General features: G+C 72.4%; 18 protein-coding genes. 9 read left to right on the top strand and 9 right to left on the bottom strand.

What is annotated here, in order from left to right; genetic code table 11:
* Window positions 1-2: 2 nt before the first annotated feature.
* Window positions 3-1,205 carry a cytochrome P450 gene (locus ACFC1X_RS14605; RefSeq protein WP_376352963.1) on the bottom strand — a complete coding sequence of 401 codons (1,203 nt, stop codon included), beginning with the start codon at window positions 1,203-1,205 and terminating at the stop codon, window positions 3-5.
* A gap of 371 nt (window positions 1,206-1,576) precedes the next feature.
* On the opposite strand from ACFC1X_RS14605, the gene ACFC1X_RS14600 reads away from it, so the two are divergent.
* A complete protein-coding gene (locus tag ACFC1X_RS14600; RefSeq protein WP_376352960.1) occupies window positions 1,577-2,026 on the top strand; it encodes a nitroreductase family deazaflavin-dependent oxidoreductase in 450 nt (149 codons plus the stop codon).
* A gap of 63 nt (window positions 2,027-2,089) precedes the next feature.
* Here the strand turns inward: ACFC1X_RS14600 and ACFC1X_RS14595 are convergent, their stop codons facing one another.
* On the bottom strand, window positions 2,090-3,166 hold the full coding sequence (locus ACFC1X_RS14595) for a cation diffusion facilitator family transporter (protein WP_376353069.1): 1,077 nt from the start codon (window positions 3,164-3,166) through the stop codon (window positions 2,090-2,092).
* Window positions 3,167-3,275: 109 nt separating this feature from the next.
* Here ACFC1X_RS14595 and ACFC1X_RS14590 point away from each other — a divergent pair, with 109 nt between their 5' ends.
* Both ACFC1X_RS14590 and ACFC1X_RS14585 read left to right on the top strand, forming a co-directional pair.
* Window positions 3,276-4,301 carry a glutathione S-transferase family protein gene (locus tag ACFC1X_RS14590; RefSeq protein ID WP_376352958.1) on the top strand — a complete coding sequence of 342 codons (1,026 nt, stop codon included), beginning with the start codon at window positions 3,276-3,278 and terminating at the stop codon, window positions 4,299-4,301.
* Between the two features lie 50 nt (window positions 4,302-4,351).
* Complete coding sequence (locus ACFC1X_RS14585; protein ID WP_122615220.1) at window positions 4,352-4,651, top strand: DUF4235 domain-containing protein; 300 nt, start codon at window positions 4,352-4,354, stop codon at window positions 4,649-4,651.
* Window positions 4,652-4,708: 57 nt separating this feature from the next.
* On the opposite strand, the gene ACFC1X_RS14580 is transcribed toward ACFC1X_RS14585, so the two are convergent.
* The gene (locus ACFC1X_RS14580; protein ID WP_376352955.1) at window positions 4,709-5,104 is read right to left on the bottom strand and encodes a VOC family protein; all 396 of its coding nucleotides are present in this window, start codon (window positions 5,102-5,104) and stop codon (window positions 4,709-4,711) included.
* A 315-nt stretch (window positions 5,105-5,419) separates the two neighbouring features.
* On the opposite strand from ACFC1X_RS14580, the gene ACFC1X_RS14575 reads away from it, so the two are divergent.
* Window positions 5,420-6,451 carry a 7-epi-alpha-eudesmol synthase gene (locus ACFC1X_RS14575; RefSeq protein WP_376352952.1) on the top strand — a complete coding sequence of 344 codons (1,032 nt, stop codon included), beginning with the start codon at window positions 5,420-5,422 and terminating at the stop codon, window positions 6,449-6,451.
* A 62-nt stretch (window positions 6,452-6,513) separates the two neighbouring features.
* Here ACFC1X_RS14575 and ACFC1X_RS14570 read toward each other — a convergent pair whose 3' ends face one another.
* The 5 genes from ACFC1X_RS14570 to ACFC1X_RS14550 are packed head-to-tail and all read right to left on the bottom strand — an operon-like array spanning window position 6,514 to window position 10,849.
* Window positions 6,514-7,761: a cytochrome P450 gene (locus ACFC1X_RS14570; protein WP_376352950.1), complete on the bottom strand. Its 1,248-nt coding sequence runs from the start codon at window positions 7,759-7,761 to the stop codon at window positions 6,514-6,516.
* On the bottom strand, window positions 7,758-8,363 hold the full coding sequence (locus ACFC1X_RS14565; RefSeq protein WP_376352948.1) for an ATP/GTP-binding protein: 606 nt from the start codon (window positions 8,361-8,363) through the stop codon (window positions 7,758-7,760). The genes ACFC1X_RS14570 and ACFC1X_RS14565 overlap by 4 nt, the downstream gene beginning before the upstream one ends.
* Complete coding sequence (locus tag ACFC1X_RS14560; RefSeq protein WP_376352945.1) at window positions 8,344-8,715, bottom strand: DUF742 domain-containing protein; 372 nt, start codon at window positions 8,713-8,715, stop codon at window positions 8,344-8,346. Before ACFC1X_RS14560 ends, ACFC1X_RS14565 begins: the two co-directional genes overlap by 20 nt.
* Window positions 8,712-9,122, bottom strand: coding sequence for a roadblock/LC7 domain-containing protein (locus ACFC1X_RS14555; protein ID WP_064731137.1), 411 nt, complete (start codon window positions 9,120-9,122; stop codon window positions 8,712-8,714). The genes ACFC1X_RS14560 and ACFC1X_RS14555 overlap by 4 nt, the downstream gene beginning before the upstream one ends.
* 5 nt (window positions 9,123-9,127) lie before the next feature.
* Complete coding sequence (locus tag ACFC1X_RS14550; protein ID WP_376352942.1) at window positions 9,128-10,849, bottom strand: ATP-binding protein; 1,722 nt, start codon at window positions 10,847-10,849, stop codon at window positions 9,128-9,130.
* 285 nt (window positions 10,850-11,134) lie between these two features.
* Between ACFC1X_RS14550 and ACFC1X_RS14545 the strand changes: the two genes are divergently transcribed.
* Window positions 11,135-12,076, top strand: a complete 942-nt coding sequence (locus ACFC1X_RS14545; RefSeq protein ID WP_376352939.1) for an NADP-dependent oxidoreductase — start codon at window positions 11,135-11,137, stop codon at window positions 12,074-12,076.
* Between the two features lie 135 nt (window positions 12,077-12,211).
* Window positions 12,212-12,598 carry an anti-sigma factor antagonist gene (locus ACFC1X_RS14540; protein ID WP_376352936.1) on the top strand — a complete coding sequence of 129 codons (387 nt, stop codon included), beginning with the start codon at window positions 12,212-12,214 and terminating at the stop codon, window positions 12,596-12,598.
* Here the strand turns inward: ACFC1X_RS14540 and ACFC1X_RS14535 are convergent.
* Window positions 12,564-13,517, bottom strand: coding sequence for a ribose-phosphate diphosphokinase (locus ACFC1X_RS14535; RefSeq protein WP_376352934.1), 954 nt, complete (start codon window positions 13,515-13,517; stop codon window positions 12,564-12,566). The genes ACFC1X_RS14540 and ACFC1X_RS14535 overlap by 35 nt on opposite strands.
* Window positions 13,518-13,726: 209 nt before the next feature.
* On the opposite strand from ACFC1X_RS14535, the gene otr(A) reads away from it, so the two are divergent.
* The 3 genes from otr(A) to ACFC1X_RS14520 all read left to right on the top strand — a co-directional run bounded on the left by otr(A) (window position 13,727) and on the right by ACFC1X_RS14520 (window position 17,047).
* On the top strand, window positions 13,727-15,607 hold the full coding sequence (otr(A), locus tag ACFC1X_RS14530) for a tetracycline resistance ribosomal protection protein Otr(A) (RefSeq protein WP_376352931.1): 1,881 nt from the start codon (window positions 13,727-13,729) through the stop codon (window positions 15,605-15,607).
* 109 nt (window positions 15,608-15,716) lie between these two features.
* Window positions 15,717-16,400, top strand: a complete 684-nt coding sequence (locus tag ACFC1X_RS14525; protein ID WP_376352928.1) for a DUF4230 domain-containing protein — start codon at window positions 15,717-15,719, stop codon at window positions 16,398-16,400.
* Window positions 16,401-16,486: 86 nt separating this feature from the next.
* Window positions 16,487-17,047, top strand: a complete 561-nt coding sequence (locus tag ACFC1X_RS14520; protein WP_376352925.1) for a VanZ family protein — start codon at window positions 16,487-16,489, stop codon at window positions 17,045-17,047.
* Window positions 17,048-17,061: the final 14 nt, after the last annotated feature.

Raw genomic sequence — 17,061 nt, 5'->3', positions numbered from 1 at the left:
TCCTACCAGGCCACGGGCAGTTCCAGCATCCCCTGGATCGTGTCGCCCGGCTTGAAGGGAATGTCCTCCGCCGGGGCGGCCAGGCGCAGTTCGGGCAGCCGCTCGAAGAGGCTGCGCAGGGCGATCTCCAACTCGGCGCGGGCCAGGTTCTGGCCCAGGCACTGGTGGATGCCGAACCCGAAGGCGACGTGATGGCGGGCCGGACGGTGCCAGTCCAGGGCGTCCGGCTCGGGGTAGACCGTCTCGTCGCGGTTGATGACGGAGGTGGAGAAGACGACCCCGTCACCGGCCCGGATGGTCTGCCCCTCCACCTCGATGTCCTCGACGGCCGTCCGGAGCAGTCCGTCCGCGATCGAGAGCACCCGCATCAGCTCCTCGACCGCGCCGGGCAGGAGTCCGGGATCCGCGCGCAGTTCGGCCAGGCGCCCGGGGTTCCGCAGGAGCGTGAAGGTACCGAGCGAGATCATGTTGGCGGTGGTCTCGTGACCGGCGACCAGCAGGATGACCGCGAAGGCGATCAACTGGTCCCGGTCCAGGGCCCCTTCGCTCAGCTGCTGCCGGACCAGGTCGTCCAGCAGACCCTCGCCGGGCTCCTTCCGCTTGCGGTCGACCAACTCCCCCAGGTACGACTCCAGTCGGTCGCGCGCCTCTAGGGTGTCCGCGGGCCGCGGGCCGCGCAGCAGCCGGCGGGACTGCTCCTCGAAGAAGTCGTGGTCGGCGTAGGGGACGCCGAGCAGCGCGCAGATCACCATCGAGGGCACCGGCAGCGCGAAGGCCGGCACCAGGTCGGCGGGCGGGCCCTGCGCGACCATCGCGTCGAGCCGTTCGTCGACGATCTCCTGGATGCGCGGGCGCATGGCGGCGGCGCGCTTGAGGGTGAACTCCGGGATCACCATCCTGCGTTGGGCGCGGTGTTCCGGGTCGTCGACGCCGAGCAGGGCGGGACTGCGGCCCCGTACCGCGGTGAGCCGCGCCGAGGTGGCGGGGAAGCCGTCGCGGGTGCGGTCGGTCGACAGCCGCTGGTCGGCCAGGAGCCGGCGGGCGGTGGTGTGTCCGGTGACGAGCCAGGCGGGGCGGCCGTCGAAGAGGGTGACGCGGGCCAGCGGACGGGTGGCGCGCAGCGGGTCGTAGGCGGCGGGCGGGTGGTAGGGACAGGTCCGGTCCTGCGGGAAGGCGACGGGGTGTGTGGTGTCCGTGTCCGTCATGGGAGACCTCGCAGACGAAGAGTGCGTCGTGCCGATCTTCATTAGATGCCTCGGGCATCTATGCGGCGACGCCAAGTTCGGCCAGATCGGTGACGGGGACAGACTGGCCGGGGATCACCGGGTGCGGGGCGCCACTCGGGCCCCGCGGGGCCGGGCCGGCCGGGTTCGTGGCGCGATCGGGCCGTCCGGGGGCGCCGACCGCCCGCCGGATCTGGCCGGGCGGCACGGTTCCCGGTGGTTCGGGGGCAGGATGCGGTATGGATGGGACGGGTCCGCACCGGTCGGTGGCGCACACCGGGCCGGTCGGCCCGACGAAGCGACTGAGCGACTGAGCGACTGAGCGACTGAGCGACGACGGAACGGATGCACACATGCCTCTGGACGGCGAGTACGAACCCAGCCCGACGAAATGGGTGCGCGAGCAGGTCGAGCTGTACGAGAGCTCGGGCGGCACCAAAGGGACGACCCTGCAGAACACGGGCCTGCCCGTGATCGTGCTGACCACCCGGGGCGCCAAGAGCGGGAAGGTCCGCAAGACGCCGCTGATGCGCGTCGAGCAGGACGGCACGTACGCCGTGGTGGCCTCCCTGGGCGGCGCCCCCAAGCACCCGGTCTGGTACTTCAACGTGAAGGCCGACCCCCACGTGGAACTGCAGGACGGCCCGGTGCGGCGCGACATGACGGCCCGTGAGGTCACCGGCCTGGAGAAGGCCGAGTGGTGGGAGCGTGCCGTCGCGGCTTATCCGCCGTACGCCGACTACCAGAAGAAGACGGACCGGGAGATCCCCGTCTTCGTCCTGGAGCCGGCCGACGGAAGCTGATCCGGGCGCACCGGATTCCCGGCGTTGGCGTGCATGGAGCGCCGGGTTCCGGGCACCCGAGGGTCAGGCCCCGCCGCGTTCCCCCGTCGCGGCGGGGCTTTCCGCTGCCTCGCGCGCGGGGCGGTCGGTGACATCGAGGAAGATCTCTCCCGCCTCGGGAACGGTGTGGGCGATCGAGCGCTTGATGCGCACGGCGACCTCCTCCACCCGTTCGCTGTCCATGCCCGGCATCAGGTCGACGCGCGCGGCCACCAGGGTGGAATCGAGGCCGGTCTTCATGGTGAACAGGGCCTCGACGGTGTCGATCTCCGGCTGGGCCTCCAGCAGGGCGCAGATCCGGCCGCTGGCCTCGGGGTCGGCGGCCTCGCCGATCAGCTGGTCGCGGGCCTCGCGGCCCAGCCGGTAGGCCACGTACACGAGCAGCCCGCCGATCGCGAGCGAGGCGCAGGCCTCCCAGACCACCTGTCCGGTGACCATGTGCAGGACCATGCCGGTCATGGCGAGGGTCACGCCGAGCACCGCGGTGCCGTCCTCGGCGACGACCGTGCGCAGGGCCGGGTCGCGCAGCCCGGTGGCGATGCCGCCCTGGCCCCGGACCTGGTGCAGGGCCCGCAGCAGGGAGCCGCCCTCGGCGAGCAGGGCGAGGCCGAGCACGACCAGTCCGGCCACGTAGCCGCCCAGGTCCTCGTCGGCGCCGGTGCGCAGGGCTTCGATGCCCTGGAAGAAGGAGAAGCAGCCGCCCATCACGAAGATGCCGACGGCGGCGAGGAGCGACCAGAAGAAGCGTTCCTTGCCGTAGCCGAAGGGGTGCTTGCGGTCGGCGGGGCGGCGGCTGCGGCGCAGGGCGGCGAGGAGGAAGACCTCGTTCATGCTGTCCGCCACCGAGTGCGCGGCCTCCGACAGCAGCGCGGGCGATCCCGCGAGGAACCCGCCGATGGCCTTGGCGACGGCGATCACCAGGTTGGCCGCGAGGGCGACCAGCACGGTCACCCGTGTTTTGCGGTCGGCCTTGGTCTCGGCGCTCACGTTCCTCCCGTCACGGCTCTCGTCACCGCTTCCGTCACCCTTCTCGCGGTCCGCCCCGTCGTCCGTCCGGCCTGCCTGCTCTTGCGCGGCTGTCCCAGTCACGAAGGGCCGCATGCCCGTGGCGGCAGGACTCACACCCCGCCTTGTGGGTGGCCGACCAGTGCCGACGGCCGAAAACGGGGAACGCGTCCACCAGGGCACCCGAAAGACTGGAGGCAGGCCGATGAGCGGTGACGGCGGGACGCCGGGCAACAGCGGGTACGGCAGGAAGCCGTTCAAGCGGTCCAAGAGCCACTTCGCGGACCGGATCACCGCGGACGGCCGCGACGGCTGGCCGGTGGAGTCCGGCCGGTACCGCCTGGTGGTCAGCCGAGCCTGTCCGTGGGCGAGCCGGGCCCTGGTCTCCCGGCGGCTGCTCGGCCTGGAGGACGCCCTGTCGCTGGCCGTCGCCGATCCGATCCAGGACGACCGCAGCTGGCGGTTCACGCTGGACCCGGACGGCCGTGACCCGGTCCTCGGCATCCGCTACCTGGGCGAGGCCTACGACCGGCGGGAGACCGGCTATCCGGGCGGGGTGAGCGTGCCCGCGATCGTGGACGTGCCCACCGGGGCGCTGGTCACCAACGACTACCAGCGGATCACCCTGGACCTCGCCACCGAGTGGGCCTCGCTGCACCGGCCGGGCGCGCCCGACCTGTATCCCGAGTCACGGCGCGACGAGATCGACGAGGTGATGGCCGGCGTCTACGAGGACGTCAACAACGGCGTGTACCGGGCGGGCTTCGCGACCGGCCAGGAGGAGTACGAGGCCGCGTGCGCGGGCGTGTTCCGGCGGCTGGAGCAGGTGGCGGCCCGACTGGAGCGGCAGCGCTACCTGGTCGGTGACACCCTCACCGAGGCCGACATCCGGCTGTTCACGACGCTGGTCCGGTTCGACGCCGTCTACCACGGCCACTTCAAGTGCAACCGCTGGAAGCTGGCGGAGCACCCGGTGCTCTGGGGCTACGTCCGCGACCTGTTCCAGACGCCCGGGTTCGGGGACACCGTCGACTTCGACCACATCAAGCGCCACTACTACCAGGTGCACACCGGCGTCAATCCGACGGCGATCGTGCCCCTGGGCCCCGACCTCGCCGGCTGGCTCACGCCCCACCACCGGGAGGAGCTGGGCGGGCGGCCGTTCGGTGACGGCACTCCGCCGGGGCCCGTCCGGGCCGACGAGGAGGTGCCGGTACCGGGCCGGCCCTGACCCTTCCGCACACGGCACACACCACGCATCCGACGCAAGGAGAGATACGCATGGCGAAGCCCAAGAAGAAGAAGCTCCCGCTCGCCTACAAGCCCGTCGGGTTCGCGCTCGGCTGGGTGGGCGGCACGCTGGCCGGGATGGCGTTCCAGAAGACCTGGAAGCTGATCCGGCACGAGGACGACGCGCCCGACGCCCTGGACCCGGACCGCGGCTGGGGCGAGATCCTGCTGGCCGCCGCGATCCAGGGCGCCATCTTCGCGGCGGTGCGCAGCGCCGTGGACCGTACGGGCGCCAAGGCCATCGAGCGCTCGACCGGTGTGTGGCCGGTCGACAAGGGCGGACGGGACTGACCGCGTCGCAGTCCCCTCCTCCCCCGCTCCCCCGCGACGGCACCCGGCAGGCTGTGGTCAGCCTTGCTTGGGTGCCGTCGGCGCGGCGGACAGGCGCACGGTGAAGGAGTGCCCCGCCGGGTCGGAGAAGCCGCGCTCCTCGTGCGGACCGGCCGGGTCCTTCGCCTCCAGGGGGCGTCCGCCGAGCCCCACGATCGCGCGTTCGGCCTCGTCCAGTTCCGAGACCACGAAGTCCAGGTGGACCTGGAGGGAGTTCTCGGGACGGGGCCAGCTCGGCGGGGTCGCGTTGACGTCCCGCCGGAAGGCCATGCGGAAGCCGCGCGGGCCCTCGATCTCGACCCGGTTGGCGGTCGCCTCGGTCTCTTCCGCCCCCAGCAGGCCCTTGTAGAACTCGGCGAGCTTCTCGGGCTCGGCGCAGTCGAGTACCACGACGCCCGCGTTGACCGTTGCCATGTCTCCTCCGAAGGATTCCGGGCGCGGGGCTGACATGCTCCGTGCCCTCTACCTAGCTGATATCCCGGCGGGGCCGATTCAGTCGGCGGCGACGGTCTCCTGACGCTCCGTCACGACGAGCCACTCCGCCTTATGACGGGAGTAACGAAGATCACCAGCGGGCGTCGTGTAGATCATTTAGGGTCGGGGCAGCCTCGTAGCGCTTCTCGGTTCAACTATCGCTCCGTGAAGTCGAGTTCGAGTGCGCGGGCGGTCCGGCGACCGTCCGCCCGCAGGGCGGGGGGACTCTGCGTTCCGTCTCCCGAAAGGAAGCACATGCCTCAGGACGTCCGCTTCGACCTCCCCTTCGACACCCCCGTCAGCCCGCATCTGGCCCACGCCCGTGAGCGGCATCTGCGCTGGGTGCGGGAACGGGGACTGGTGCGCAGCCGGGCGGGGTTCGAGGAGTACCGGTCCTGGGATCTCGCCGACGCCGCCGCCCGCACGTACCCGCACGCGTCGGCGGACGACATGGTCGTGCTGATGAACTGGTTCTCCCTGGCCTTCCTCTTCGACGACCAGTTCGACGCCGGGCGGCCGGACCGCGCGGAGCGCATAGCGGAGGTGGCGCGGGAACTCATCGCCACGCCGCTCCGCCCGGCGGGGACGCCACCACGGGTGGAGTGCCCCATCACCCTGGCCTGGGCGGAGGTCTGGGATCGTATTTCGGATGGCATGTCCCTGACGTGGCGGTCGCGGTTCGCCGCCTCCTGGGGCCGGTTCCTGGTGGCGCACTGCGAGGAGGTCGACCTGGCGGCCCACGGCCGGGACGGCACGCTGGCGCTGGACGACTACGCCGCCTTCCGGCGCCGGACCGTCGGCATCCACCACAGCATCGACGCGGGCGAGCGCAGCCGCGGCTTCGAGGTGCCCGCCGCCGCGATGGCCCACCCGCTGATGGAGCGGATGCGGGACCTGGCCGCGGACACCATCGGGTTCATGAACGACATCCACTCCTTCGAGCGCGAACGCCGCCGCGGCGACGGCCACAACCTGATCGCGGTCCTGCGCCGGCAACGGGACTGCTCGTGGCAGGAGGCCGCCGCCGAGGCGTACCGCATGACGACCGCGTGCCTCGACGAGTACGTCGCCCTCCAGGCGCGGGTGCCGGGGATGTGCGACGAACTGGGTCTCGGCCCCGACGAGCGGACCCGGGTGGGCCTGGGGGTGGAGGCCATCCAGCACTGGATCAACGGCAACTACCAGTGGGCGCTGACCACGGGCCGCTACGCGGCGGTCAAGGAGGGGCCGGTGGCCGACGCCGAACTGGCCGGGCGGGGATCGGTGGACGACCTGCTGTCGGTGTGAGACGCGCGCGCCGCCCGGCCGGGACCCCGGGCCGGGCGGCGGTGCGTACGGCGGGCGGGCGGCTACCGGGCGAACTCCACCGGCAGGCCGTCCAGCCGCGACTCCCAGGTGGAGGCCGTGGAGGTGAGGTCGTCCGGCGGCACGGCCAGGCGCAGACCGGGCAGGCGGTGCAGCAGGACGTCGACGGCGGTCTCGATGATGGCCTGGCCGATGTTCTGCCCGGGGCATTCGTGCGGGCCCGCGCTGAAGGCGAGGTGCGAGGCGTTGCCCTGGACCGAGACGCCGGTGTCCGGGCGGATCTCGGGGTCGTGGTTGCCGGCGGCGAGGCCCAGCACGAGCAGGTCGCCCTCCTTGACCGGGCAGCCGCCCAGCTCCAGGTCGGCGGTGGCGAAGCGGCCCGGCAGCACCGCGAGCGGCGGGCTGTTCCACATCACCTCCTCGACCACCGCGGACATGTTCAGCTGCCCGCTGACCAGGCCGGACAGCCAGGCGGTCTCGGTGAGGACGAGCTGGAGCGCGCGGGCCAGCAGGTTGCTGGTGGTGGTGTGCGCCGTGATCAGCACCAGGCGCAGGTGGTTGACGATCTCGTCCTCGTCGAGGCCGGAGTGGTGCCCGATGAGGCCGGAGGTGAAGTCGGACCCGGGCTCTGCCCGCTTGCGGGCGGCGAGTTCGCCGAGGATGCCCATGATGCGCTCGTTGTGGGTGAGGGCGTCCGCGCCGCCCTTGATCACCTGGTTGCAGGACTCGGCGAGGCTGCGCCCCTCGCGTTCGGCCAGTCCGAAGACCCGGGTGAGGACCAGCATCGGCAGGTACTCGGCGAAGTCCGCGACCAGGTCGGCGCGGCCCGCGTCGGCGAAGGCGTCGATCTGCTTGTTGGCGAAGTGCGTGACGTGGCGCCGGATGCCGCGGCCGGCCACGGCGTACAGGTTGTCGGTGACCGCCCCGCGCAGCCTGCGGTGCGGTTCGCCGTCCTGCGAGACGCAGTCGGGACGCCAGCCCACCATCTGCATCAGCGGCGATGTCGCCTCGACGCGGCCGTCGCGGAAGTCCCGCCAGCTCCGCGAGTCGCGGCTGAACTGGAGGGGGTTGTCCAGTACCCGCCGGTTCTCCCGGTACCCGAGCACCAGCCAGGCGGGCACGTCGCCCTCCAGCAGTACCGGTGCCACCGCGCCGTGCTCCCGCCGCAGCCGCGCGTAGATGGCGTGCGGGTCGGTCGCCGCCCCGGGTCCGTAGAGCCGGGTGGCGCCCTCGCCGTGGGCGACGGGGCAGCCGCCGCCCGTGGGGGCGGACGGCGTGTGGTCGTCGGTCATCGGGGCTCCAGGGCGGCGGCCGAGCGGTCCTTCAGGTGCCGGATCAGCGTGACCAGCACGTCGCGGCTGGCGGCGCGGTCCCGGGCGTCGAAGGCGACCACCGGCGTGTGCGGCGGGATGTCGAGGGCGTCCCGGATCTCCTCGACGGGGTGGTCACGGGAGTCGGGGAAGACGTTGAGCGCGATGACGAAGGGGACCCGCTGCCGCTCCATCTCCTCGATCGCCCGGAAGCTGGAGGCCAGGCGCCGGGTGTCCACCAGGACCACCGCGCCGAGCGCGCCCTTGAACAGGCCGTTCCACAGGAACCAGAAGCGCTCCTGGCCCGGCGTGCCGAACAGGTACAGCATCAGCGTGTCGTTGAGGCTGATCTTGCCGAAGTCCAGGCTGACCGTGGTCTGCGTCTTGTCGGCCACGCCGATCAGGTGGTCGACGTCGGCGCTGGCCTGGGTGAGGGTCTCCTCGGTAGTCAGCGGTTTGATGTCGCTGACGGAGCGGACCATGGTGGTCTTGCCGGTGCCGAAGCCCCCGGCGATCATCACCTTCACCGAGCGGGTGTCCCCGGCCGCCGGAGACCCTGGTCGGTCAAAGCCTTTGAAGTCCACTGAGTACCTCCTCAAGGAGCGCGAGGTCGGCCCCGCGGCCGGCGTCGTGGGCCGGGATGGGATCGCGGGCTTCGACGCGCCCTGCCTGGAGCAGGTCGGACAGCAGCACCGCGAGGATGTTGAAGGGCAGGTTCAGGTGGGCGCCGAGTTCGGCCACCGACAGCGGTTCGCGGCAGCGCCGGAGAATCTCCTCGTGCTCGTGCTGCATGCCCGGTAAGGGCACGGCGCGGGAGACGACGAGGGTCGCCACGTCGAGGGTCGACGCCGAACCGCCCGGCCCGCTGCGCCCTCCGGTGAGGACGTAGTAGCGCTCGAGACCGGACGGATCGGTGGGCCGGCGGGGAGCACTCATCCAGAGTGCTCCTCCTGGCGCACAGTGGTGCCGAGGAGTTCACCCATCCGGCGGGCCAGGTCGCGCATCTGATGGCCGAGCAGTCCCTGGTCGAGGCCCTCGCGGGCCAGGACGCCCAGGTACGTCTCCAGGCCCGCGCGGACGACGAACAGGTGCCCGCCGTCCACCTCGATCATCGCCAGCCGCAGCTGCCCCGCGTGCTGCGGGAACTGCTCGGCGACCGGCTGGGCCAGTGCCTGGAGCCCGGCCACCACGGCGGCGAAGCGGTCCACGTCGTCGGGGTCTTCGGCGCCGTAGGAGGTGATGGCCTTGCCGTCGCTGGAGGCCACGAGGGCGAAGCGGATCTCCTGGATGCTCTCCACAAGGTCGCGGAGCGCCCAGCTCACGTCGGTTCCCTGGTGCGTCATACGGACTAGTCGCTCTCTTCAGTACGGTGCGCGGTGGACGTGCCACCGGTGGTCGTGTCGCGGGGGCCGGCGCCGGGGTCGCGCCCGGCGGTGGCGAAGGCGGCGAGGCCGGCGAAGGACTCGTCCGGCGGCACGGCGGAGACCGGGGCCCGTTCGGCGGATCCGGCCCGGTCGGCGTGCGCGGCGGGACCATCTGCGGCCTGCCCGGTCGGCGATTCGGCGCGCCTGCTCCTGCGCCGGGGCAGACCCCCCGGCGTGGTCTCCACGGTGTCGTCCGCCGCGGGGGTGGGGGCGGTCGACGGTCCGGGTGCCCGGTCCGCCGCGGCGACGGGGGGTGGGGTGGCCGCGGGTGAGGGCTCCGGCGGCGCGGCGGGGGTGGTGGCCGCGACCGGCAGCGGGCTGAAGTACTTGTGCGGTACGACGACCACGACCGAGGTGCCCAGCCACGGCGAGTCGGCGAAGGTGACGCGGATGCCGTAGCGGCGGGCGAGGGCGCCGACCACGCGGAGGCCGATGTTGGCGTCCTCCGAGATGCCGCCGAGTCCCGCACCGGGCGAGGTGCCCGCCAGCGCCTGCTCGGCCTCGCGCTTCTTCTCCTCGCTCAGCCCCTTGCCGGAGTCCTGGATCTCGATGCCGACGCCGTTGGGCACCTCCTTGCCGGAGACGATCACCGGCTCGGTGGGCGGCGAGTAGCGCGCGGCGTTGTCCAGCAGGTGGGCGAGGATCAGCGTGAGGTGGTCCACCAGGCCGCCGTCGACGCCCAGTTCGGGCAGGTGGTGCGGTTGGACGCGGTGGAAGTCCTTGATCCGGCCGATGCCGCCGCGCACCACGCTCAGCAGCCGCTGCGGTTCCTGCCACTGCCGGCCGGGGCGGTCGGAGCCGCCGAGGACACCGATGCTGGCGGCGAGGCAGTCGGCGGGGCCGATGGCCTGGTCGAGTTCCATCAGGCCCCGCGCCACGGCGGGCAGCCGTCCGTGCTCGCCCTGCATCTCGTGCAGACGGCCGCGGAGCTTGCTGGTCAGGACGTGGATGCGGTTGCCGACGCCGATGACGGCCTGTTCGGCGGAGGTCGAGCGGTCGAACTCCGCCTCGACCCCGATCAGCGCGGTCCTGAGGACCTTGCGCAGCTCGGCCTGGAGGTCGGCGCCGACCTTCGCGCACTGTTCGACGCTCGGCAGGATGTCGTCGATGGCCTCGCCGGCGCGCAGCCCGCGCATCGCGTCGGGCAGCTGTTCCTCGGCGAGCCGGGCCACCGCGGCCAGCTGGTGGCCCAGCCGCTCCTGCCAGGCCCCGGTGTGCTCGGCGATCCGGGTCTCGTACGTCGTGGCCTGCTCGGCGAGCCGGTCCTCGTAGGCCCGGGAGAGTTCCGCCAGCCGGTCCTCGTACGTCTGGGTCTGCTCGGTGAGCTGTGCCTCCAGTCCGGCACGTTCGGCCGAGTACGTGCGTTCCAGGCCGGCCACATGCTGCTGCCACTGCTGGGAGTCCTCGGACCGCGCGGCGCGGGAGGCGTTCTCGGAGCGGCTCAGCCACGCCCGGGTGCGCAGGAGGAGGCGTACGCACACGGTGCCGGCGGCCGTCGCCGCCGCACCCGCGACGGCGACGGTTATTCGCTCCGAGCTCATGAACGTGGCGGCCACCGTCCCGCCGCCCAGGCCCAGTGGCATCAGCCACCAGCTGTACCAGACGACAGGGGCCCGCGCCGCCGGCGGCGGAGTGGCGAGTTCCATCTGCATCCTTCGAAGCAAAACGATCGAACATGGGGGGTGTACGAACAGGGGGTGCGCGTCAACTCGCAGCGCCGTTCGGGAGCTTAGCGGCTGGGACGCCTAAAAGATCAATTTCACGCCCCGGCGGAAGTGAGGATTCCGTCACGGCCCGCCGGGCGCTCCGAGGTCGACAAATCACCCTGCCGACCAGGGCATCCGGATGCCGTGCCGCCCCGGGAATGACACGATCTCGTCGGAGGTTGCAGACCGTGCCCCTGGAACCGCTCCCTATTTGCGAGGTTCTCGATGAACACCATGCGCGCCATCAGCCAGGACGTCCTCGGCGGACCCGAGGTCCTGAAGGAAGTACGGCCCCCGCGCCCCGAGCCGCGCCCGAACGAGGTGCTGGTGCGGGTGCGCGCCGCCGGAGTGAACCCGACCGACTGGAAGCACCGGGCGAACGGCGGCTTCCTCGGTGAGCCGCCCTTCGTGCTGGGCTGGGACGTCTCGGGCACGGTGGAGGCGGTGGGGATCGGCGTGGCCGCCTTCGCGCCCGGCGACGAGGTATTCGGCATGCTCTCGTACCCCTTCGGCCACGGCTCCCACGCGGAGTACGTCAGCGCTCCCGCTCGCGCCTTCACGCACAAGCCGGCCGGGATCGACCACGTCCAGGCGGGTGCGCTCCCCCTGGTCTCGCTGACGGCCTGGCAGGCGCTGGTGGAGCGGGCCGACGTCCGGCCGGGGCAGCGGGTGCTGATCCACGCGGCGGCCGGCGGTGTGGGCCATGTGGCGGTACAGATCGCCAAGGCCCGGGGCGCCCATGTGATCGGCACCGCCAGCGCGGGCAAGCACGAGTTCCTGCGCTCCCTGGGGGCGGACGAGACCGTGGACTACCGGGAGACGGACTTCACCGAGGCGGTGAAGGACGTGGACGTCGTGCTGGACACGATCGGCGGCGACACGTCCCTGCGGTCGCTGCGCGTGCTGCGCCCCGGCGGGGTGGTGGTGTCGATCCTGCCGGTCGGGTCGGACGAGTTCTTCGAGGAGGCCGGGCGGCTCGGCGTGCGCGCGGTGCGGATGCTGGTGGACGCCGACCGGGCCGACATGAAGGCGATCGCGGCCCTGGTCGAGGCCGGGAAGCTGAAGGCGACGATCGAGAAGACGTTCCCGCTGGCCGAGGCGGCCGAGGCGCACGCGCTCGGCGAGACCGGCCGCACCACCGGCAAGATCGTTCTCGTGGTCGACTGATCGACCCGGCTGTGAGATTTCGATGACATATGTCAATCGAACATGCTCAGATTCGCTCGATCGGGGTAACTTTTCGTGCGGGCTGGCTGGTTGAGCCCTCCGGAAGCAGGCCGGAACAAGCTGGAGGCAAGTCTCGTGCGGCAGGAATCGGCGTCGCCCACCCGGCATCTGCGCGTGCGCCGCGACCGGGGGCACACGGTGCTGGAGTTCCATGGCGAGATCGACATCGCGTCGGCCGCGGAGATCACACCCCACCTGGACCGGGAGACCCGGCGCCCCGGCGCCCGGGTCGTCCTCGACCTCGGCGGGATCGAGTTCTTCGACTGCTCCGGACTGCGGCTGCTCCACCGGGCCCGCGGCCAGGTGCTCGACGGGGGCGGGCAGGTGCACCTGGTGTGCGCCCACCCGCTGACCCTGCGGATGCTGCGGATCACCGGCCTGACCCGGCTGCTGCCGCCCCGGCCGACGCTGGACGAGGTGCTGGGCGTCAGCCTGCCGGCCGCGCGTCGAACAGGGCGCTGACCGACTCGCCGTTGTGGATGCGGCGCACGGCCTCGGCGAGCGCCGGGGCGATGGACAGGATCCGCAGCTTGTCCGTGTGGTCGTCGGCGGGCACCGGCACGGTGTTGGTGCACACGATCTCCAGCACGTCCGGCTGCTCGCTGAGCCGCCCCAGCGCACCGGCCGCGAACAGCCCGTGCGTACAGGCGAGGCGGATGGTGCGCGGACCCGACTCCCGGAGCCGGTCGAGGAGTTCCAGCACCGTGCTGCCCTTGGCGATCTCGTCGTCGAGCACGATGACGTCGCGCCCGGCGACGTCCCCGATCACGGCGCTGATGCTGACCCGGTCGTCGGCGTACCGCTGCTTGGCGCCGGCCGCCACCTGGGCGCTGAGCATCCGGGCGAACGCGGCGGCCTCCTTGGCGTTGCCCAGGTCCGGCGAGACGACGGTGGTGCGGGACAGGTCGTACTGCCGGAAGTGCGCGGCCAGTTCCCGCAGCGCGTGCAGGTGGTCGACCGGGACCGTGAAGAAGCCGTGCACCTGGGGCGAGTGCAGGGTCATCGCGAGGACCCGGCCCGCGCCGGCCGCCACCAGCAGGTCGGCGACCAGGCGGCCCCCCAGGGAGATGCGCGGGGCGTCCTTCTTGTCGGAGCGGGCGTAGGAGTAGTGCGGCATGACGACGGTGATGCGGCCGGCCGACGCCCCGCGGGCCGCGTCGCACATCAGCAGCAGCTCGACCAGATGCTCCTGGACCGGCTTGACCAGCGGCTGGACCAGGAAGACGTCCCGCTCCCGGCAGTTGGCCAGGAGCTGCACCTCCAGGCAGTCGTTGGCGAACCGGCTGACCCGGGTGGGGCTGAGCGGCACCCCCAGCTGTGCGCAGACCTCCTCGGCCAGCTCGGGATGGGCACTACCGCTGAACACGGCGATGTCTCGCACGGACCGCTCCTCGCGTGATCCTGTCCGGCCGGGATCCTCAGCTTACGGAAAACCGGTTGCGGCGGCCCGGGCGGCCGACGGCATGATGGCGCCGTACGTGTTCTCCCAGGTCTCTCGGACCTCTCAGGTCAGGATCCCCCGCATGCGCCGACTCCTCGGAATCCCCCAGTGCCCCTTCCGGCCCACGGTTCCCGAGGACGCGACCACGCATGCACCCCACGCACACCCTGAACATCGGCATTCTGGCCCACGTCGACGCCGGTAAGACCAGCCTCACCGAACGGCTGCTCTTCGACCACGGCGCGGTCGACCGGCTCGGCAGCGTCGACGCCGGTGACACCCGCACGGACGACGGCGGCATCGAGCGCCGCCGCGGCATCACCATCCGCTCCGCCGTCGCGGCCTTCACCGTCGGCGACACGCAGGTCAACCTGATCGACACCCCGGGACACTCCGACTTCGTCGCCGAGGTCGAGCGGGCCCTGGAGGTGCTCGACGGCGCGGTGCTGCTGCTCTCCGCCGTGGAGGGCGTGCAGGCGCGGACCCGCGTGCTGCTGCGCACCCTGCGGCGGCTGCGGCTGCCCACGCTCGTGTTCGTCAACAAGGTCGACCGGGCGGGGGCGCGGCCCGAGGGCCTGCTCGACGACGTGCGGCGCCTGCTGACTCCGCACGTCGCACCGATGACGGCGGTGACCGGCGCGGGCACCGTCGGCGCCCGGGTCGTGGCCCGCCCGCCGGACGAGCGGACCGCCGAGGCGCTCGCCGAGGTCGATCCGGACATCCTGGCGGCCCTGGTCGACGGTCCCGAGCCGACAGCGCACGATCTCGCCACGGCTCTCGCCGCCCGCACCGCCGACGGCTCCTTCCACCCGCTGTACCACGGCTCCGCGCTCGGCGGTCAGGGCGTCGCCGAGCTGGTCGAGGGCCTGGTCTCGCTGGTCCCGGCGGCCGCCGCACCGGCACCGGACGCCTCCGTGGCGCCGCGCGGCACGGTCTTCGCGGTGCGCCCGGAACCGGGCGGCGGGCGGACGGCGTACCTGCGGCTGTACGACGGTGAGGTGCGCCCGCGCGGGCGGCTGACCTTCCTGCGGCGCGAGGCCGACGGCCGGACCACCGAGGTCTCCGGCCGGGTGACCCGCCTCGACGTCGTCGGCGGGGGCGCCACGCTCACCGCCGGGAACATCGCCGCGCTCACCGTGCCGGGCGGCCTGCGCGTCGGCGACCGGCTCGGCGACCTCACCGACCGTGCGCCGCAGTTCGCGGCGCCGACGCTGCAGACCCTGGTCCGGGCGCGGCACCCGGAGCAGGCGGCGCCGCTGCGCTCCGCGCTGCTCGCGCTGGCCGACCAGGACCCGCTGCTGCACGCCCGCCCGGCGGCGTCCGGCGCGACGGCCCTGTTGCTGTACGGCGAGGTCCAGATGGAGGTGCTGGCGGCGACGCTGGCCGAGGACTTCGGTGTCGAGGCGGAGTTCACGCCCGGCCGGGTGCGGTTCCTGGAGCGCCCGGCCGGGACGGGTGAGGCGGCGGAGGAGATGCCGTGGCTCGACCACACCCGGTACTGGGCGACGGTCGGGCTGCGGGTCGAGCCGGGTCCGCGCGGCTCGGGCGTGGTGTTCGCCCACGAGACGGAGCTGGGCGCGCTCCCCCGCGCCTTCCACCAGGCGGTGGAGGAGACCGTCCACGCCACGCTGCTGACCGGACCGGCCGGGGCGGCGGTCACCGACTGCCGGGTGACGCTGATCCGCTCCGGTTTCAGCTCGCCGCTCAGCACCGCCGCCGACTTCCGCGGGCTGACGCCGATCGTGCTGCGCCGCGCCCTGCGCCGGGCGGGAACCGTGCTGTACGAGCCGTACCACGCCTTCGAGGCGGAGATCCCGCCGGACGCGCTGGCCGCGGTGACGGCCCGGCTCGCCGCGCTGGGCGCCGACTTCACCGGGACGACGGGCGGCGACCCCGCCTGGCTCCTCACCGGCGAGCTGCCGGCCCGGCGGGTCCGGGAGGCCGAACTGCGACTGCCGGGACTCACCCACGGGGAGGCGGTGTGGTCGTCCCGCCCCTGCACGGACCGCCCGCTGAAGCGGCAGCACTGAGCCGTCGTACGCCCCGCCGTGCTCCCGTCCCCTGTCCGCGTCCCCCAACTGTTCTGTCTGGCAGAGGAGATGGGGGGCATCAGGGTCAGTAGGAAGGAGGGCCGTCGCCATGACGACTCCCGTCAAGAATCCCACGCGTCCCGTCGAGAGGCCCGCGAGGCGCATGCCCGGCTGGGCGAAGGTGCTGACCGCGGTCGTGGTGGTCCTCGCCGTGCTGTTCGCGGGGCTCCGGCTGAGCGTCATACCGGGCCTGAACGACCTGTTCGGCACCGAGACCAAGGACCGCTCGGGGCCCGCGCTGCTCAAGTCCATCCAGGACATCAGCCATTACGAGGCAGCCTCCGGCAACTTCCAGGTCGTCGTGGACCTGGAGAAGGACACCAAGTTCCTGCCCGACGCCGTCCGCGGCTCCCGCACCCTGTACATCGGGGCGGGCACCGTCGACGCCTACGTCGACCTCGGGAAGGTGGGCGAGGACGACGTGACGGTCAACGACGACCGGACGTCCGCCACGCTGCGGCTGCCGCACGCCGCGCTCGGCGAGCCGGCCCTGGACCCCGACCGCTCGTACGCGGTCTCCAAGCAGCGCGGACTCCTCGACCGTCTCGGCGACCTGTTCTCGGACAACCCGAACAGCGAGCAGGCCGTGCAGAAGCTCGCGGCCCGGCACATCGGCGACGCCGCCAAGGACAGCGAGCTGAAGGCCCGCGCCGAGAGCAACACCACGGCGATGCTCCAGGGTCTGCTGCGCTCCCTCGGCTTCAAGGAGGTGCGGGTGGCCTACGGGACCTGAGCGGTTCCCCGGACCGCCGGGCATCCTCGGCGGTTCGGGGGGTAATAGCTCCGCGACGCGGGGATGTTGACTACTGGAGGAATCAAATGGCTCGTGCCGCCTCAGGGCTGCGTTTCCTGCCACGCCCCCGCGCCGACAAGGCGCAGGCCAAGGACGCCGACCAGCACGAACGGCGCCCGCTCCCGCTGCCGCTGCGCCTGCTGGCGACACTGTGCGCGTTCGTCTTCATGGTCGCGTTCGCCGTGGTACTGGCCCGGCTGACCCTGAACCCCTCCCCCGCGTCCGAGGCGCTGACGCACACCAACCTGCATCCCGGGCGCTCACTGAAGGCCTATCTGGACCAGCCGGCGCTGCGGGACGCCGTCAAGCAGGTCGGCGGGAACATCCTGCTGGGCGTGCCGTTCGGCGTGCTGGTCCCGGTCGTCGCCCCGCGCACGCGCGGGCTGCTGAAGGTGCTGCTGCTGACCGCGGTGGTGATGCTGCTGGTGGAGTTCGCGCAGGGCGCCCTGGTCACGGGGCGGGCCTTCGACATCGACGACGTCATCCTCAACACCAGCGGTGCGCTGATCGGTTACCTGCTGCTGGGCCGGCGGATGAGCCGCGCGGTGCACGCGCGCAAGGTCCGCAGGACGAAGACCCGTACCTGAGAGCCGCGTTCGGC

The sequence above is a fragment of the Streptomyces sp. NPDC056128 genome, from assembly GCF_042263835.1.
Lineage (GTDB): Bacteria > Actinomycetota > Actinomycetes > Streptomycetales > Streptomycetaceae > Streptomyces.
Note: the sequence above shows the minus strand (reverse complement) of the source record. Positions and strands in the feature narration are given on the sequence as shown.

Excerpts from the sequence above, each read along its gene's own strand:
- ACFC1X_RS14605 (WP_376352963.1), bottom strand. The coding sequence starts at position 1,205 with ATGACGGACACGGACACCACACACCCCGTCGCCTTCCCGCAGGACCGG.
- ACFC1X_RS14600 (WP_376352960.1), top strand. The coding sequence starts at position 1,577 with ATGCCTCTGGACGGCGAGTACGAACCCAGCCCGACGAAATGGGTGCGC.
- ACFC1X_RS14595 (WP_376353069.1), bottom strand. The coding sequence starts at position 3,166 with ATGCGGCCCTTCGTGACTGGGACAGCCGCGCAAGAGCAGGCAGGCCGG.
- ACFC1X_RS14590 (WP_376352958.1), top strand. The coding sequence starts at position 3,276 with ATGAGCGGTGACGGCGGGACGCCGGGCAACAGCGGGTACGGCAGGAAG.
- ACFC1X_RS14585 (WP_122615220.1), top strand. The coding sequence starts at position 4,352 with ATGGCGAAGCCCAAGAAGAAGAAGCTCCCGCTCGCCTACAAGCCCGTC.
- ACFC1X_RS14580 (WP_376352955.1), bottom strand. The coding sequence starts at position 5,104 with ATGGCAACGGTCAACGCGGGCGTCGTGGTACTCGACTGCGCCGAGCCC.
- ACFC1X_RS14575 (WP_376352952.1), top strand. The coding sequence starts at position 5,420 with ATGCCTCAGGACGTCCGCTTCGACCTCCCCTTCGACACCCCCGTCAGC.
- ACFC1X_RS14570 (WP_376352950.1), bottom strand. The coding sequence starts at position 7,761 with ATGACCGACGACCACACGCCGTCCGCCCCCACGGGCGGCGGCTGCCCC.
- ACFC1X_RS14560 (WP_376352945.1), bottom strand. The coding sequence starts at position 8,715 with ATGAGTGCTCCCCGCCGGCCCACCGATCCGTCCGGTCTCGAGCGCTAC.
- ACFC1X_RS14555 (WP_064731137.1), bottom strand. The coding sequence starts at position 9,122 with ATGACGCACCAGGGAACCGACGTGAGCTGGGCGCTCCGCGACCTTGTG.
- ACFC1X_RS14550 (WP_376352942.1), bottom strand. The coding sequence starts at position 10,849 with ATGGAACTCGCCACTCCGCCGCCGGCGGCGCGGGCCCCTGTCGTCTGG.
- ACFC1X_RS14545 (WP_376352939.1), top strand. The coding sequence starts at position 11,135 with ATGAACACCATGCGCGCCATCAGCCAGGACGTCCTCGGCGGACCCGAG.
- ACFC1X_RS14525 (WP_376352928.1), top strand. The coding sequence starts at position 15,717 with ATGACGACTCCCGTCAAGAATCCCACGCGTCCCGTCGAGAGGCCCGCG.
- ACFC1X_RS14520 (WP_376352925.1), top strand. The coding sequence starts at position 16,487 with ATGGCTCGTGCCGCCTCAGGGCTGCGTTTCCTGCCACGCCCCCGCGCC.